This is a genomic window from Mucilaginibacter sp. P2_D11 (assembly GCF_056404435.1).
In genome coordinates, this window is the sequence record NZ_JBFUEA010000010.1 from 91,694 (window position 1) to 106,409 (window position 14,716).

General features: G+C 45.5%; 14 protein-coding genes. 5 read left to right on the forward strand and 9 right to left on the reverse strand.

The window, feature by feature from the left end:
• Nucleotides 1-24: 24 nt before the first annotated feature.
• The 6 genes from AC1DXC_RS16775 to AC1DXC_RS16800 all read right to left on the reverse strand — a co-directional run bounded on the left by AC1DXC_RS16775 (nucleotide 25) and on the right by AC1DXC_RS16800 (nucleotide 3,687).
• Entirely contained in the window at nucleotides 25-480 is a 456-nt protein-coding gene (locus AC1DXC_RS16775; protein WP_477460317.1) for a hypothetical protein, read from the reverse strand.
• A gap of 362 nt (nucleotides 481-842) precedes the next feature.
• Nucleotides 843-1,289 carry a hypothetical protein gene (locus tag AC1DXC_RS16780; RefSeq protein ID WP_477460318.1) on the reverse strand — a complete coding sequence of 149 codons (447 nt, stop codon included), beginning with the start codon at nucleotides 1,287-1,289 and terminating at the stop codon, nucleotides 843-845.
• A 279-nt stretch (nucleotides 1,290-1,568) separates the two neighbouring features.
• Nucleotides 1,569-1,781, reverse strand: a complete 213-nt coding sequence (locus tag AC1DXC_RS16785; protein ID WP_477460319.1) for a hypothetical protein — start codon at nucleotides 1,779-1,781, stop codon at nucleotides 1,569-1,571.
• Nucleotides 1,782-1,971: 190 nt separating this feature from the next.
• A complete protein-coding gene (locus AC1DXC_RS16790) occupies nucleotides 1,972-2,355 on the reverse strand; it encodes a transposase (RefSeq protein ID WP_477460493.1) in 384 nt (127 codons plus the stop codon).
• 21 nt (nucleotides 2,356-2,376) lie between these two features.
• Complete coding sequence (locus AC1DXC_RS16795; protein WP_477460320.1) at nucleotides 2,377-2,892, reverse strand: transposase; 516 nt, start codon at nucleotides 2,890-2,892, stop codon at nucleotides 2,377-2,379.
• A gap of 444 nt (nucleotides 2,893-3,336) precedes the next feature.
• Nucleotides 3,337-3,687 (reverse strand): hypothetical protein, encoded by a 351-nt coding sequence (locus tag AC1DXC_RS16800; protein ID WP_477460321.1) that lies wholly within the window; start codon nucleotides 3,685-3,687, stop codon nucleotides 3,337-3,339.
• A 644-nt stretch (nucleotides 3,688-4,331) separates the two neighbouring features.
• On the opposite strand from AC1DXC_RS16800, the gene AC1DXC_RS16805 reads away from it, so the two are divergent.
• From AC1DXC_RS16805 to AC1DXC_RS16820, 4 genes are all read left to right on the forward strand, one after another.
• Nucleotides 4,332-5,234: a helix-turn-helix domain-containing protein gene (locus AC1DXC_RS16805; protein WP_477460322.1), complete on the forward strand. Its 903-nt coding sequence runs from the start codon at nucleotides 4,332-4,334 to the stop codon at nucleotides 5,232-5,234.
• An 82-nt stretch (nucleotides 5,235-5,316) separates the two neighbouring features.
• On the forward strand, nucleotides 5,317-6,156 hold the full coding sequence (locus AC1DXC_RS16810) for an SDR family NAD(P)-dependent oxidoreductase (protein ID WP_477460323.1): 840 nt from the start codon (nucleotides 5,317-5,319) through the stop codon (nucleotides 6,154-6,156).
• Nucleotides 6,157-6,198: 42 nt separating this feature from the next.
• Nucleotides 6,199-7,047, forward strand: coding sequence for an SDR family oxidoreductase (locus tag AC1DXC_RS16815; protein ID WP_477460324.1), 849 nt, complete (start codon nucleotides 6,199-6,201; stop codon nucleotides 7,045-7,047).
• Nucleotides 7,048-7,129: 82 nt separating this feature from the next.
• Entirely contained in the window at nucleotides 7,130-7,690 is a 561-nt protein-coding gene (locus AC1DXC_RS16820; RefSeq protein ID WP_477460325.1) for a hypothetical protein, read from the forward strand.
• A gap of 127 nt (nucleotides 7,691-7,817) precedes the next feature.
• Here AC1DXC_RS16820 and AC1DXC_RS16825 read toward each other — a convergent pair whose 3' ends face one another.
• From AC1DXC_RS16825 to AC1DXC_RS16835, 3 genes are all read right to left on the reverse strand, one after another.
• A complete protein-coding gene (locus AC1DXC_RS16825; protein WP_477460326.1) occupies nucleotides 7,818-9,074 on the reverse strand; it encodes a PepSY-associated TM helix domain-containing protein in 1,257 nt (418 codons plus the stop codon).
• Nucleotides 9,075-9,136: 62 nt separating this feature from the next.
• Nucleotides 9,137-11,620 carry a TonB-dependent siderophore receptor gene (locus tag AC1DXC_RS16830; protein WP_477460327.1) on the reverse strand — a complete coding sequence of 828 codons (2,484 nt, stop codon included), beginning with the start codon at nucleotides 11,618-11,620 and terminating at the stop codon, nucleotides 9,137-9,139.
• A gap of 762 nt (nucleotides 11,621-12,382) precedes the next feature.
• Nucleotides 12,383-13,267, reverse strand: coding sequence for an alpha/beta fold hydrolase (locus tag AC1DXC_RS16835; protein ID WP_477460328.1), 885 nt, complete (start codon nucleotides 13,265-13,267; stop codon nucleotides 12,383-12,385).
• 149 nt (nucleotides 13,268-13,416) lie between these two features.
• Here AC1DXC_RS16835 and AC1DXC_RS16840 point away from each other — a divergent pair, with 149 nt between their 5' ends.
• Nucleotides 13,417-14,622, forward strand: a complete 1,206-nt coding sequence (locus AC1DXC_RS16840; protein ID WP_477460329.1) for an acyltransferase family protein — start codon at nucleotides 13,417-13,419, stop codon at nucleotides 14,620-14,622.
• Nucleotides 14,623-14,716 lie beyond the last annotated feature (94 nt).

Below are 14,716 nucleotides of genomic sequence, written 5' to 3' on the forward strand. Positions count from 1 at the left end.
AAGTGCTTAGGGCCAGACTGGAACTTATTTAGTGCCCGGTTGTGATAATACAAAGTAGCGCCTTCCATCAAACTTTTTTATTTCTGCTTTAAAAATCGCTTTACCGGAAAAATAGGCCTTATAATAAACGCTATCAGGGTAATCAAATACCACGTGGCCATCGGTGGCTGATTCTTCATCTTCATAATTATTTTCGAAATAAACAATTTCGTTTTTTTTGATGAAGATTATAGGCCTTGAAAACTCCTTATATACAGGATAATCTATCCCTATTACCTCTTTGATACGATCTCCGGAAAGTTGTGGCCCAATCACATACATTTTGTCCCAAGCGAACGGAGTAAATTGATTGATATTGATAGTACATGCTTTGCTTGCACATTTTGTATCAATTTCATTTGCTATCTGCTTTTCGATAGTCTGGTTGAAACACCCTATGCTCAAAACTGAACAAAAGATAATGTAAATATATTTTTTCATTTGAATTATAAATTGCCAGATGCACGATAATCGTTCACTGTTGCGTTAAATTTCTTTTTGTCAGCTACTTCCGTAGCGGTTTGTCCATTCGAATCTAACGGTTTTTAAGTCCCCGTCTCTTTAAAAAAGGACCCTGCGGCACTAGGACGTTCGACAGCAGCATATCCGCTCTGCATACTGCCGCAGGGTCCTCTATCGAGAGACCCTGCGGTTACGGAGAGTACTTAGGCACGAGTACACCGCGCGCTGGGCCTGCGTTGCATACTCGCGCCAGATGGGGCATTTTAACTAAACCTGCACCTTGCAAATGGTTAAGAACGCGCGACACGCGCGTACCAGCATTGGGGAACCCTTCTTGCAACTCAGTGAATATAATCGTCATTGGTTTTACAATAATATCGTATGAATTTCGCTAACCGCGGGTCAAGTTGTCTTTCTAATAGGATAAATTGCGGGTCTTTAAAAGAAAAAAAAAGATAACATGATTTCTTTGTAAGTACCCCCCAAAACTTGTCACAATGGTCTAAGTTAGCTTGAAATCTTATTAATAACATATCACTTGAAAAATCGGAATGAATTTCAAAACCGCGCCGAACTATCATTCTGTCTTTATAGTTTTCGAGGGTGATTGAATCATTAGTCCCGCGAAATTGTTTTTGTTTCACGAGATATTGCAATAATTCATTTTGATATTTTTTGATTCTTTCATCTTTAGGCACAAAAAGACCTACTTGTGCAACTGCTATAGTACACGTTGTGCTAAGACACAAAATGATGGTAAAAAATATTGTTACAATTTTTCCTTTCATTGCTTTTTATTTCTTTTTAATTGAATTTGTCGATAATATTTTAAGTCCCCGCAGGGGCTCTTTAAAAAATTTAAGTTAACCCATAAAATCGTCGCGCCACTTATCAAATCCTCAGAACCCATAAAGCGTTCCCATGGAACGCGCTTTATATCTTTCTTTTTTCTACCTATAAGGTATCCCGAAGGGATACGCATTTGCTTTCTTCGTCCCTTCGGGACGGCTTATGGGTAGAAACATGTAAACCGTCCATTTTACGTTCCATCGGAACGTTTTATGATATTACGTATGCAGTAGCGATGTCTTTTTAGACACGGTATTTTTATGGGTTAACTTAAACTTTAAAAAAGGATCCTGCGGCATCAGGAGATTCGACAGCAGCATATCCGCTCTGCATACTGCCGCAGGGTCCTCTGTCGAGCGCCCCTGCGGTGACGAAAAAGTTCGTCCGTTAAGGCGTTGCATGGTAATAAATATGCGGATGTTTTCCGACATTGCAAAAGAGTTGGTGTAAGCGGGACGCTTACATTTACTTTAGTTCAAGCGGGGCGCTGAACCGGGGGGGAGACGACACTACGGCACATATTCCGAATACCGGGGCTCTGGTAAAATAAAGCATAAATAATTGCGTCATGAATAAAATATTACGCCTTTGTTGGTCTTGTGACCACATGTGTTCGGAAGATTATTCTGGAGCGCTCTTGAGGAGGTTATCTACCTTATCAGGATCGCCACCACACATAAAAACGATGCCTTTCATTAACGACTTTTCCAGATCGTGTACGAACTTTTGTTTCACGATTTTGTAGCCTTTTAGTCCGTTAAGCTCTTTATATGCAAGTAATAATAATGCTGCTATCATAGTACAGTATAGCATTACTTTAATACCGTTCTCGCTTCTGTTAACTAAATGCCCGAAATTCAATTCTTGCTTAATGAATTTAAAGAACACTTCTATTTCCCATCTACGCTTATATAAAATGGTAATATCAGCCGCAGAAAGCACCTGGCTTTCTATGTTGGTGATAAATAAAATAGTTTCTCCGGTAGTATTTATTAACGCCTCGATACATCTTACCGGATGATCTGCTCATATGTCTCCCGCTTTATAGAGATAGGCCCAGCTATCACTATATATATTTAAGGTTGAGGTCTGGACAACCAATTCCGGTAAAATATTGTATCCTATTATGTCTCGTTTGCATTGAGCGTTAAGCCTCGAAATAAACGGCATATTGTTCTCTGTCAACTCATCATAGGTCTTACGCGCTGTGATTCCCCTATCAAATATCCTGATGATGGAACTATTGTCCGGCTCAAATGATAGAACACCTTCTTTGAGCGCTATATTTTCGCTGGAATGAGTTTGTTCGGTAAAAAAATGAACGGCTACAGGGAGACTCGAAAGCCCGATTGTGAACTTTAGCTGTTTAACATGTGCTGCATCACCTCCTTTAAGATGATATCCGACATTTAGAAGTTTACCGGATAAGGCTACAATAGTGGAATCAAAACATATAATATTGGTTTTAGGCGTGTTTAGGATAGCACTATAAGTTTCTACACACTTATTATAAAGCTTTTCAAAATAAGCCGGTTCGATCACAGAAAGCCGCTCACTTATGGAACTAAAGCTAATATGCTCACTTTTCCTTTTTGTATTCAGTAACCTAAAACCAACCGATTCTTAGGCTGATTCCATAGTTCTAAGGCTATTATCTTTAAATGAAAGTATACAATGGATTAGTAGCTTAAAAACAATTTCGCCGTAAAGCTTTTTTGTGTATTTATCGACATCAGTCTCCAATGCCAACTCCTCAAGTATGCCTTCGGGTATCAGAGAAAGGAGTTGGCCCGCTTCCATACCACAAAATAATTAGCTATTCGCCTCGGCTTCACACACAAATTATCAACTTAAGGGGATAAACTAGTCTTCCGAACACCTATGGTCTTGTGACCAACAAACTGAATGTCGTAACCCAACCTTTTAATACTCAAAAAGGGTAAACCACAACTAGCGGCTTACCCTTTTTTGATTTTAAGGCTGCCTTTATTTTGCCCTTTTCAAGATAACATTCATCGGCTCGCCGCCATTCATGCCGGGGAATACGAGCGTAATTACATCGTCTTTTACCTTACCGGTAATTTTCATGTCGGTATCCATAATGTGAATGCCGAAAGAAAGCTCGTCGCCTTTAATCACGCCATCCTGGATATTGATTACGTTGCCTTCGGGGCCTGTGGTAGAGCCGGTTAGTTTTTCACCGTCTACCTTAAAATTGTAGGCGATATCATACTGGTCCATAATTTTTCCGGTCCATTTTCCGGTGATGTCGGCAGCGAAACAGGCGGTTATAATAACCATTACAAGCGCGGCGGTGGTTGATAGTTTTTTGATCATTTTGTTTTGGTTTAATAATTATGTTTATGGTTGTTTATTTAATTCATTTGTAATAACCTGCAATGCTACGCTTTCCCGCTCTGCTTTTTTATAAGGCTCAGGTTGCCGGTAAGCCCAGGGGCAAGCGTTGTGCGGTTTACCTGTATAAAAGGTAAAAACCAGCACACCGGATATATGCTCACGCATGCAATCGATTGCATTTTTAACGGTGTTATTGGTTTATTGGCACATCCTGAAAACCCGTGGGGTTTTGGGTTGCGCTAAGAAACAACTATGTGCCGAAACCCTAAAACGCGATAGACGGACAGCAATAAAACATAGATGGAACGCCAATTTTAACCGATGGATATGCGCTTTGGTTAGTGGCGCCCGGAGGTTCGTTTAAAAACAAACACTCGGTAGCAGCAATGCTGTGCGGCATGTACGTGCTTCCCGTATCGACAAAAAAAGTATCTCCCGGCAGTAAAAACTACCCTTTTTTTGATGCGTTTTGGTAAAAATACGGAGATTTTGACAGGTAAAATTCACCGAAATGCACCTTTTTGCGATGAAATAACAAAGAAAAACACCGAAATATTTCCGATTTCCTCCGATTTTCTTAGGTGTTTTTGGATGCTATAGTTTGAATTATGTAACTTTGCTTTATGGCAACTACAGAAACCCTCGAAGAATTTTACAAGCAGAAGTTCAATTGGATGCCCGATAACCTGAGCCAGGATATCGGCCACTTCAATGTTTTCCGTACCGAGGACTGCTATATGCCCGGTGCCAAGCCCGTGGTGTACAGCCGCCGCGATTTTTATAAGGTGAGTCTTTTCCGCGGTAAGGGGGTTATCCACTACGCCGATAAAAGCATCGAGATGGAGGGCAGCGCGCTGGTGTTCTTCAACCCTTTCGTGCCTTATACCTTCGAGAACCTCAACCAGCAGCATTCGGGCGCGTTCTGTATCTATAAAGAGTCGTTTTTTACCGAGATGATGCGCAGCAATATCCACGAACTGCCCATGTTTGCGCCGGGTGCAAACCCGGTGTATGCGCTTACAGATGAGCAGGATAAATACGTTTACTCGATGTTCGAGAAGATGCTGGCCGAAATCAATTCCGATTACCGCTATAAGTACGATCTGCTGCGCAACTACATCACCGAGCTGATCCACTACGCCATGAAAATACAGCCTAGCGACAGGATGTATAAGCACCCCGATGCCAACTCGCGCATCACATCCGTATTTACCGAACTGCTGGAGCGTCAGTTCCCCATCGAGTCGCCTGCGCAGCGTTTCGGGCTGCGCTCTGCCAAAGACTTTGCAGACCAGCTCTCGGTACACGTAAACCACCTAAACCGCGCCATACGCCAAACCACCGGCAAAACCACCACCGATCATATTATGGAGCGCCTGGCCAGCGAAGCCAAGGCCCTCCTCCGCCACACCAACTGGAACGTATCTGAAATTAGCTACAGCCTGGGCTTTGAAGAGCCGGCGCATTTCAATAACTTTTTCAAAAAACAAACCCAAATAACGCCATCTGCATTTAGGGTTGTTTGAATTTTGCAACAATTGGTTTGATTAACGTAAACGCTCCCCCTGCGTTTAGCCCTAACTTTGTTTCATCAAAACAAACAAGGTTATGCAAAATATCAAAACATGGTTTATAACAGGTGCATCTAAAGGGTTTGGCCTGAGCCTGGTAAAACAACTACTGCAAGCGGGCCAGAACGTTGCAGCAACCTCGCGCAACGTTGCTGAGTTGGTAAAAGCCGTTGGCGTTGATACCCCAAACTTCCTGCCCCTTGAAGTTGAGCTGGGCAACGAGGATAGTGTGGGTTGCGCCCTTCATCAGACAAAAGCTGCCTTCAAAAGCGTAGATGTAGTCATCAACAACGCAGGCTATGGCATTGGCGGCAGCATAGAAGAACTCACCGACCGCGAAACCCGCGATAGTTTCGAAGTAAACGTATTCGGCACGCTGAACGTTATCCGCATGGCCATGCCTTATATGCGCCAACAGCAATCGGGCCACATCATCAACATATCATCTATTGCAGGTTTTACCGGTGCAACAGGCTGGTCGGTTTATGCGGCTACCAAATTTTCTGTAGTAGGCCTTTCAGAGGTGCTGGCGCAGGACGTAGCCGAATTTGGTGTAAAGGTAACAGTAGTGGCCCCCGGCGCGTTCCGCACTAGTTTCCTTACCGATGATTCCCTCAATATAGCTAAACACCCCATCGCAGAATACACTGCCGTGCATGAAACGCAGTCGCGCTATCTGCAAATGAACGGCGCCCAAAGCGGCGACCCCGAAAAAGCAGCAGCCGCCATTATAGAAGTTGCGCAGATGGAGAACCCTCCTTTATACCTGCTGTTGGGCGAGGATGCTTACGACAGGGCGATGGCCAAGCTGCAAAAATTGGAACGGGAATTTAGGGTGAACGAGGCTATCACTAAGTCAATGGCTTTTAACGGCTAATAAACAAACAATAATCTACTCAACACAAAACAATAACACAAAATGAACATTCAAAAAACATGGTTCGTAACCGGCGCTTCAAAAGGTTTGGGGCTTAGCCTGGTAAAGCAATTATTAAATAAAGGCTACAGCGTAGCCGCAACATCGCGCAAGGCTGCCGACCTGAACAAAGCCGTTGGCCAGCACGAAAACTTTTTGCCGCTGGCGGTTGACATCAAGGCAGAAGAAAGCGTAACCGATGCGATAACCGAAACCATCGCCCGCTTCGGTAAGATAGATGTGGTGGTAAACAATGCAGGCTACGGCCTCACCGGCAGCCTGGAAGAACTGAGCGACGAGGAAGCCCGCGAAAACTTCAATGTAAACGTATTCGGTTCGCTGAATGTAATACGCGCTGTAATGCCGCACCTGAGGGCGCAGCAGTCGGGCCATATTTTTAATGTGTCTTCTATCGGCGGTTTTACCGGTAACTTCCCGGGTTTCGGTATCTACTGTGCCACCAAATTTGCGGTGCAGGGCTTTACCGAATCGCTTTCGGCAGAGGCAAAAGAATTCGGCATCCAGGCTACCATTGTATCACCGGGATATTTCCGCACCAACTTTTTGGAACCCGATTCATTGAGCACGCCTAAGAACGAAATACAGGCCTACAAACAGGTACGCGCCGTGCAGGCCGCCCATCAGAACGATATCAACGGCAACCAGGCCGGCGACCCTGAGAAAGCAGCCCTGGTGATGATTGCCGCTGCCGAATCGGCACACGCACCGATGCATTTGTTCCTGGGCGCCGATGCTTATGGCGTGGCCGAAAAGAAGATCGCTGATGTACAGGCCGATATGGAAGCCTGGCGCGAATTGGCCACCGCTACCGGTTTTGAGGTGGAAGCCTAAAGAATAAACAATTGTTGACTTAAAAGCGGGCGCGACTATCGCCCGCTTTTTTTATATTTAGGGAGTTTTGCTAAATCCCCTGATGGAAACTACGATACGCCGTTATTTCGACGACCTGTATGCCAATGATGCCGTTTCGCGGTATTCATCGTTCCTGGATATTATTTCTAAAACCAATCAGCCTGTTGCCTGGGTGTATGAAGTGTGGGACGAGCTGATTGCCATGCTTAGCGATAAAAACAACCACCGCCGCGCCATTGCTTCGCAGCTGCTATGCAACCTGGCCAAAAGCGATACTGAAGGCCGCATGCTGCAGGATGTAGGCAAATTGATGCAGCTTACGTACGATGAGAAATTCGTTACTGCCCGGCACACCTTGCAATGCCTTTGGAAAATTGCCGTGGCGAAGCCGGAGTACAACCAACTGCTGATAGGGCAGCTAACCGACAGGTTCTCCCATGCCATGAGCCATCACAACGGCACGCTGGTGCGTTTCGATATCATAGAACTGTTCAAAAAGATATATGATGTAACCGGCAACCCCGAAGTGAAACAACAGGCCGCCCAACTGATAGCCACCGAAACCGACCTTAAATACCGCAAAAAATACGCTGCAGTTTGGAAGGCGCCAACAGGGGAGTAGGTGGCGTTTTAGTTCTAATAAACGAAACCGTCGTGTTTGAAATTAAAATTTGAAGCCTTCGAGTGGGATGACAAGAAGCGCGAGGTCATCCTGAGCTTGTCGAAGGACACGCGTAAAGGCCAGCTCACTATGGTTCGACGAGCTCACCATGACCCAACGCACCAACTTGTTCAATTGGTTTGGCATTGTTTTTCCTTTTCGTTTTTTTGCCAATACGGTTCAGCCACATCATCACCCCCGTTACCGGGAATATGAGCGAAAGGAGGCAAACCACAAAACTGAGTATTTTGGTAGGGACACCATAAACCGCCCCTGTGTGTACAGGCTTTACAAACGAACGCACCCGCTGGCCCAGGCTTTTACTGCCAAACAACTCACTGCCAATAATTCGCCCGCTGTACTGATCGATAAAGTAGGCATCAGCAGTATTTTCAAATGCGCCCTTGGGTAAAATATTGACGCTGTAAGCTGCTACAGAGTCGGCCGGGAGGCGTAGATTATAATATTCGGATGTTTTAATCTCCGGGTTTACGCTTTGTAGTGCCGCATCCATGGATATGGGCTTTTGCGCTGCAATTATTTTAGAATGCGGGGCTTCTTGTTTGTCGGTTTGCTTAGAGCCGGTTAGGGCAAAAAGAGTTGCGTTTGCCCACTTGAACGACATAATAAGGCCCGTTAGTACGATGACGATGAGGAAAACGGAGGTATAAAACCCGGTTACCAGGTGCAGGTCGTGTACCAGCCTCTTGGTGCTGCCATCCCATTTTACTTTAATGCGCTGGCGTAAAATAGCTTTGGTTTTCGGCCACCACAGTATTACGCCGGTAATCAGGATAAATAGAAATAATAGGGTGCATATGCCAACTATCATGTCGCCGACGCTGTCTTTGCCTGCCAGCAAAAAGCGGTGAAGCATTTCTACCGTCGTAAAAAAAGACTCCTTTTTACTGTATTGGCCCAGCACCTGCCCGGTATAAGGGTTTACAAAAACGGTGGTAAGGGGCTTGCGGCCCTCATTTGGTTTTTTATCTTTTTTGCCAGGTTCCGCGCCGGCTTTTATTCTCTCTTTAGTTTTTTCGGGCTGCCCGGTGCCTGTCCCTTTCTTTCCGGGCAAAGTTACGCTTACTTCAACGCTGCGGGCAGGGTCATTATAAACCAGTACCGATGCCGGTTTGCTTTTTGGTATTTGCCTTAACGCTGCCTTTACCAGCAAAGCAATGGGCATGCGCCCGCCTTTGGCTTCAACACGGTAATATTGCGGGTTTAGCGCCTGGTTTATTTCCTTCTCGAAAACGAGGATAGTGCCCGTAAGACAGGAACAAAAAATGACGATGCCGGCTGCGAGGCTTAGGTAAAGGTGTATGTTGCGGAAAAATACCTTCATGGCTTAATGATAAAACCGGGGCAGCTTACGCCGCCCCGGTTAGTTTTGGTTTTTAGTTTTGTTTAGAATTTATAGCTCAGCGTAGTTAAGAATTGCCTCGGCGGGATAGGGTTAACACTGTAATTTTCGTGCACGTTCCAGTTGAGTACGTTGCCAATGTTAGATACTTTAGCTATGATGGAAACCTTTTTGCAGGTGTAACCAACAGAAGCATCAACCGTTGTGAACTTTGGTACATACACCAACCTGGATGCGGTTTGTGTTTGGCCCACCGTGTTGAGGAAGCCTGCGGTGCGGTTGCCAAGGTAAAATACAGATACACCTGCCTTAAAGCCTTTTAATTTGCCATCTAAAAAATTGTAGAACACGCTGGTGTTGGCCGTGTGTTTTGGTACGTTTAGCAAGGGCTGCCCTGCAATGGTGCTACCTAATACCGTAGAGGTTTTGGTATAGCGCGCGTTGGTATAGCTATAGCCTGCCAAAACATCTAAGCCTTTAAATGGGTGGCCGGCAATATCCACTTCTACGCCATCGCTTTTGGTTTGACCGCTTAATACTTTAATATTGGTATTGGTGTTGGGGGTTACACCATCAGCCTGGAAAGTTGCTGTTTGGGCCAGGTTGTTGTTTAAGATGCGGTAGGCAGTTACGTTTACCGATAAGTTGCCGTTGAGGAAGTCGTTTTTGATGCCGCCTTCAAACTGGTCAATAATCGATGGGTCTAAGGGGTTGGTGTTAACATCGGTACCGGTATTTACTACGAAAGAGTTGGAATAACTGGCAAACAAGGCAGTGTTTTCCGCCGGCTTATAAACAATGCCCACCCTTGGCGAAAAGGCCTTGTCCTCTTTGCTTTTTGCAGATTGGGTTAAAGCCGGGGTATAAAAATTGTTTACAGTGGTAGGAGCGATGTATTGGTATGACCAACGGATGCCAGCCAGTACCTTCAGTTTTTCTGATATGCTTATCAGGTCGTTAAAGTAAGCGCCAAAACGGTTGGTTTTGGTTACCACATCATAAAACGGATTCATGGTTGGCATATCAGTACGCTGGGTGTACTTGTTCAGGTCATAGATATTGATCTTGTCGTACGTGGCGTTTTGCACGGCATTGTTCTGATCCAGGTAACTTGATTGCACTTTGCCGTTTACGGTTACATTCGTTACATAAGTATAGTTATCATTACTGTATCGGTCGGCATCCAGGCCTGCTAAAATATTGTGTTTTATAGGCCCGGTGTTAAATTGCCCTGTAATATTCAATTGGCCGGTAACGTAATCTTCCAGTGTTTCAGTACGGTTAAGCGGGCGCGACCAGTCGCCGGCTGCATCAGGCTGCACACGCTCGGTTGTTTGGTAGCGGCGGTCGTAATATTGGTAAGATATGCCCCCGCTAACCTGCCAGAGGCTGTTTAGCTGGTGGTTGATGGTTGCCGTAGCTGTAGATTGTTTTGTTTTGCCGGTTGACCATACGGCACCCAGGTACCTGTTGCGCGGTACATTGGCAATTACGTTATCTACCTGGCCGGTACCAAAATCGGGTACGAAATCGTAATCCAATATATCGCCTTCTACTATCAGCGTGGTTTTATCGCTTATTTTGTATAATAAGGATGGGTTCACGTAAATACGCTTGTTTTTAAGGTAATCGCGATAGCTTTTAGAGTTTTCGTAGGTTGCGTTTAAGCGGTAAGCCAGTTTGGAAGTAATGGGGCCATACACATCAACCGCAGGCTTGTACAGGTCGTAGCTGCCATATGTCATGGATACCTGGCCGCCCTGTTCAAATTTTGGTTTTTTTGTGATCATGTTTAAAACGCCGCCGGGGGCAACATTGCCGTATAGTAATGCGGCGCTGCCTTTCAGTATTTCTACACGGTCCAATGAACTGATTTCGGGCATGGCGCCGGTATTTACCCGGAAGCCATTTTTGAACATGTTGGTTGCCCCAAAGTTATAACCGCGCGCAGCAAATGTTTCCTGGGTATTGCCGCGGGCGCTGTATAAATAAACCCCGTTTACGTTTTTTATAACATCGCTTAAGCGCAAGGCTTGTTGCTGGTCAAGCACATCGCGGCCAATTATGGAAATGCTTTGCGGCAAATCAATAGGTGCCACGTTCATTTTACCAATGTTGATGCTTTTACGATTGATTGTTTTGGTAGAAGATATGGTAACCTCGTTCAAATCTGTGGCGCTTTCTGCAAGCGTAAAATCAACTCTGGTAGTATTGTTTGCGGTAACCGTTACGGTTTTTTCTTCGCTTTTAGCACCGGTATAGGTGATGCGTAAAGTATAGTTTCCGGGTTTGATGTTGTTGAACAAAAACGAGCCCTCGTCGGTAGTCATTGTGGTTTTGTTGAGGCCTTTTATGGCAACTGTAACAAAGCTGGCCGGTTTGCCATCGCTGGTTTTTACAAAGCCGCTTATTTTGCCATTATTTCCGTCGTCGTCGGGGCCATTGGCTTTAAGCGAAAAGCTACTAATGATGAGCAAAAAGAAGAGGAAGGATATTTTTCGGAAGATAGGATGTAGGGTTATTTTCATTAGTTATTTATATCAAGTCTAATTAAGCGCAAAAATAACAACACAATCCTTAATCACAAATATTATTTAGAATTAATTTAAATAAGGATTAGCCAAGCCAATAGGCTATGCTTGATATCAGATATCCAGGTTATACGTCCTCTATAGAAAATATATTTCGTATTTATAATGGCGGGCATAGCCGAAAAGGCCCGAATGGATGTTCAGGAACGAAGTAACGCTCACGTATTGGATAGGATCAATAAAAAAGGCACCGATGTGGGCCTATTGTCATTATTTAAGGAACCCCATGGGGGTTTAATGTCGGTAGCATATCAATAAACCAAACAAAATCGTGCCGTCAGGTACGAAACTCGCGATGTTGCGTACCTAACGGCCAATGTCATTAAGTTAAGGCTAGACAAGCATTTAGCCCCTCTAAATCTCCCCCGGAAGGGGAGACTTTGGCTTCGTCCGCCTTACTTTTTCAAGTCCTCCCTACCGGGGAGGATTTAGGTGGGGCTTAAAAGCAATGGTAGAACGAATTGATTTTTCTTAACTTAATGACATTGCCTAACGGCACGCCAAAATATGTGCTATTTGTTTTCTACCGACATTTTGCACCTATGGTGCAACCTATATAACGTTTAAATAATGATATTGGGCGTTGGCTTTTACGCCGTGAAAGCCCTGGTAGAGAAACTGCAGGGTAAAATCTCAGGTGGGTAGCGGCACCACCAGCTAGTTCTCGGTAGGTAAGAATACGGACGCAAGCGAAAATATTTAACGCTTTATATCTGCCAGCACCTTATCCAGTCGCTGGTTAAATTCCGCAGGAGCTTCTACCATGGGGAAGTGCCCGGTGCCATGCACTTCCAATAACATAAAGGGCAGCTTATTTTTTACCAGCCAAGCAGTGTCTGTAGGCTGGTAATCGCTGTTTATCATGTATAATTTCTTTTTCAGCTTGATAAGGGCGGGCAGCTCGTCATAAGCCTGTTGCTCCATTGAGGCAACGGCAACCACCGTGTCGGCATGCGCAACATCGTTCAATATCCTGTCTTTAATGGGTTTGCTAGTGGTTTTAGAAAATAGCCCCTCATTAAACCATTGGAACGCCACCTTCTTGAAATCTTTGCGCATGGCAGCAATGGCATCGGCAATTTCTTTTTTCTGTGCTTCGGTTTGCGGCGGCGCGCCCTGGCCCTTGAAATTATCTACTCCCACCAAACCTATTATTTTATCCGGCGCGTTGATGGCCGCCTGCAACACGATATCGCCGGACATGGAGTGCCCTACCAGTACTACATTCTTAAGCTTCAATTGATTTATCACTACGTTAACGTCGCTCGCAAAGGCATCGGTACTCCAGTTATCACGGTTATGGCCCGACCGGCCATACCCTGCCAAATCCATCGTAACTACGCGGTATCGTTTGCCAAAATAAGCCACCTGTTGGGCCCAGTAGCTTTTGTTGATGCACCAGCCGTGCACGAATAGCAATGTGGTGTCGCCTGTGCCGGTATCGGTATAGTCGATATGCACACCATTATTTTTTACGGTTGTTGAGGTGTCTGTCGCAATTTGCACAGTTTTGGGCTGCGGGCTATTGCAGGCAAATAATAATGTGCTAAGGGCAAGCAGGGGCAACAGGCGGATGAGTTTCATGGGTTATTAGTTTATGTGCTGCAAATTAGTTGATAAATTGTTAACGCGCAATTTGCCAAACATGTTTAAATTATTTAACACGCCGCTGGTTAAGGCTTTATACTTATATTGCTGCTTTATATCCCCGATTTAAACCTTGATTGATGACTATGAAAAAATCTGCTGAGATAGCAGCCGTTGCGCCTATGCCCGGCAACCGCCTAACCTCTATAGATGCTTACCGCGGCTTTGTAATGCTGTTGATGATGGGCGAGGTGCTCTCATTCGAGCATGTATCGAAGGCCCTGCCAGGGAACGCCTTTTGGCGCTTTCTTAATTTCCATCAGAGCCATGTGGAGTGGGCGGGCTGTTCGCTGCACGATCTGATACAACCCTCATTCTCGTTTTTAGTGGGCGTTGCCCTGCCGTTTTCCATCGCGGCGCGCACTGCCAAGGGCGATAGTTTCGGCAAGCTGCTGCGGCATGCGCTCATCCGCTCGGTAGTGCTCATTGCCCTGGGTATCTTCCTGCGCTCGATGTGGACCAACCAAACCTATTTCACCTTTGAGGATACTTTGAGCCAGATTGGCCTCGGATACACTTTTCTGTTCCTGCTGGGCTTTTGCAAACAGCGCACGCAACTCATTGCTCTCGGCCTTATTTTGGTAGGCTATTGGGCCGCTTTTGCTTTTTACCCATTGCCCGGCCCGGGTTTCGATTATGCCTCGGCAGGTGTTACGGCCGATTGGGCAGGCAACTTCAAAGGCTTCGCCGCGCATTGGAACAAAAACACCAACCTGGCCTGGGCTGCGGATAAATGGTTCCTTAACCTTTTCCCGCGCGAACATTACTTCAACTTCAACGGCGGCGGGTATTCTACGCTGAGTTTTATACCCACCCTCGGCACTATGATCATCGGTTTGCTGGCCGGCAATATGCTGCGCTCGGGCGTGGCGCCCGTTGTGCTGGTGCGGCGTTTCGCCATGATAGGGGTGGGGCTGCTTGTGCTCAGCGCGGCGTTGCATTTCGGCGGGGTAGCACCCGTAGTAAAACGGATATGGACACCCGGCTGGGTTATTTTTAGCGGGGGCTGCTGCTTTTTACTGCTGGCCCTTTTCTACGGACTTACAGATGCGAGGCAAAAACAACGGGTGTTGTTTTTGGCGGTGATAGGCACCAACTCTATAGCTGCATATGTACTGGCAGATGGTTTCGGCGCGTTCCTCAGCAAATCGCTCTACATACATTTAGGTCCGCATTACGACCAGCTTTTTGGCGATGCCTATAGCACGCTGATAAAGGGTGCGCTTATGTTAACGATTTACTGGCTGGTGCTTTACTGGCTTTACCGGAAGAAGATATTCATTAAAGTTTGACAGGATTTAAAGATTAAGGGAGTGAACAGGATTTTTTACACGATTTCGAGATGGAGCGATTAACACGATTAATTGTCTGAAACTCGAATTTAAA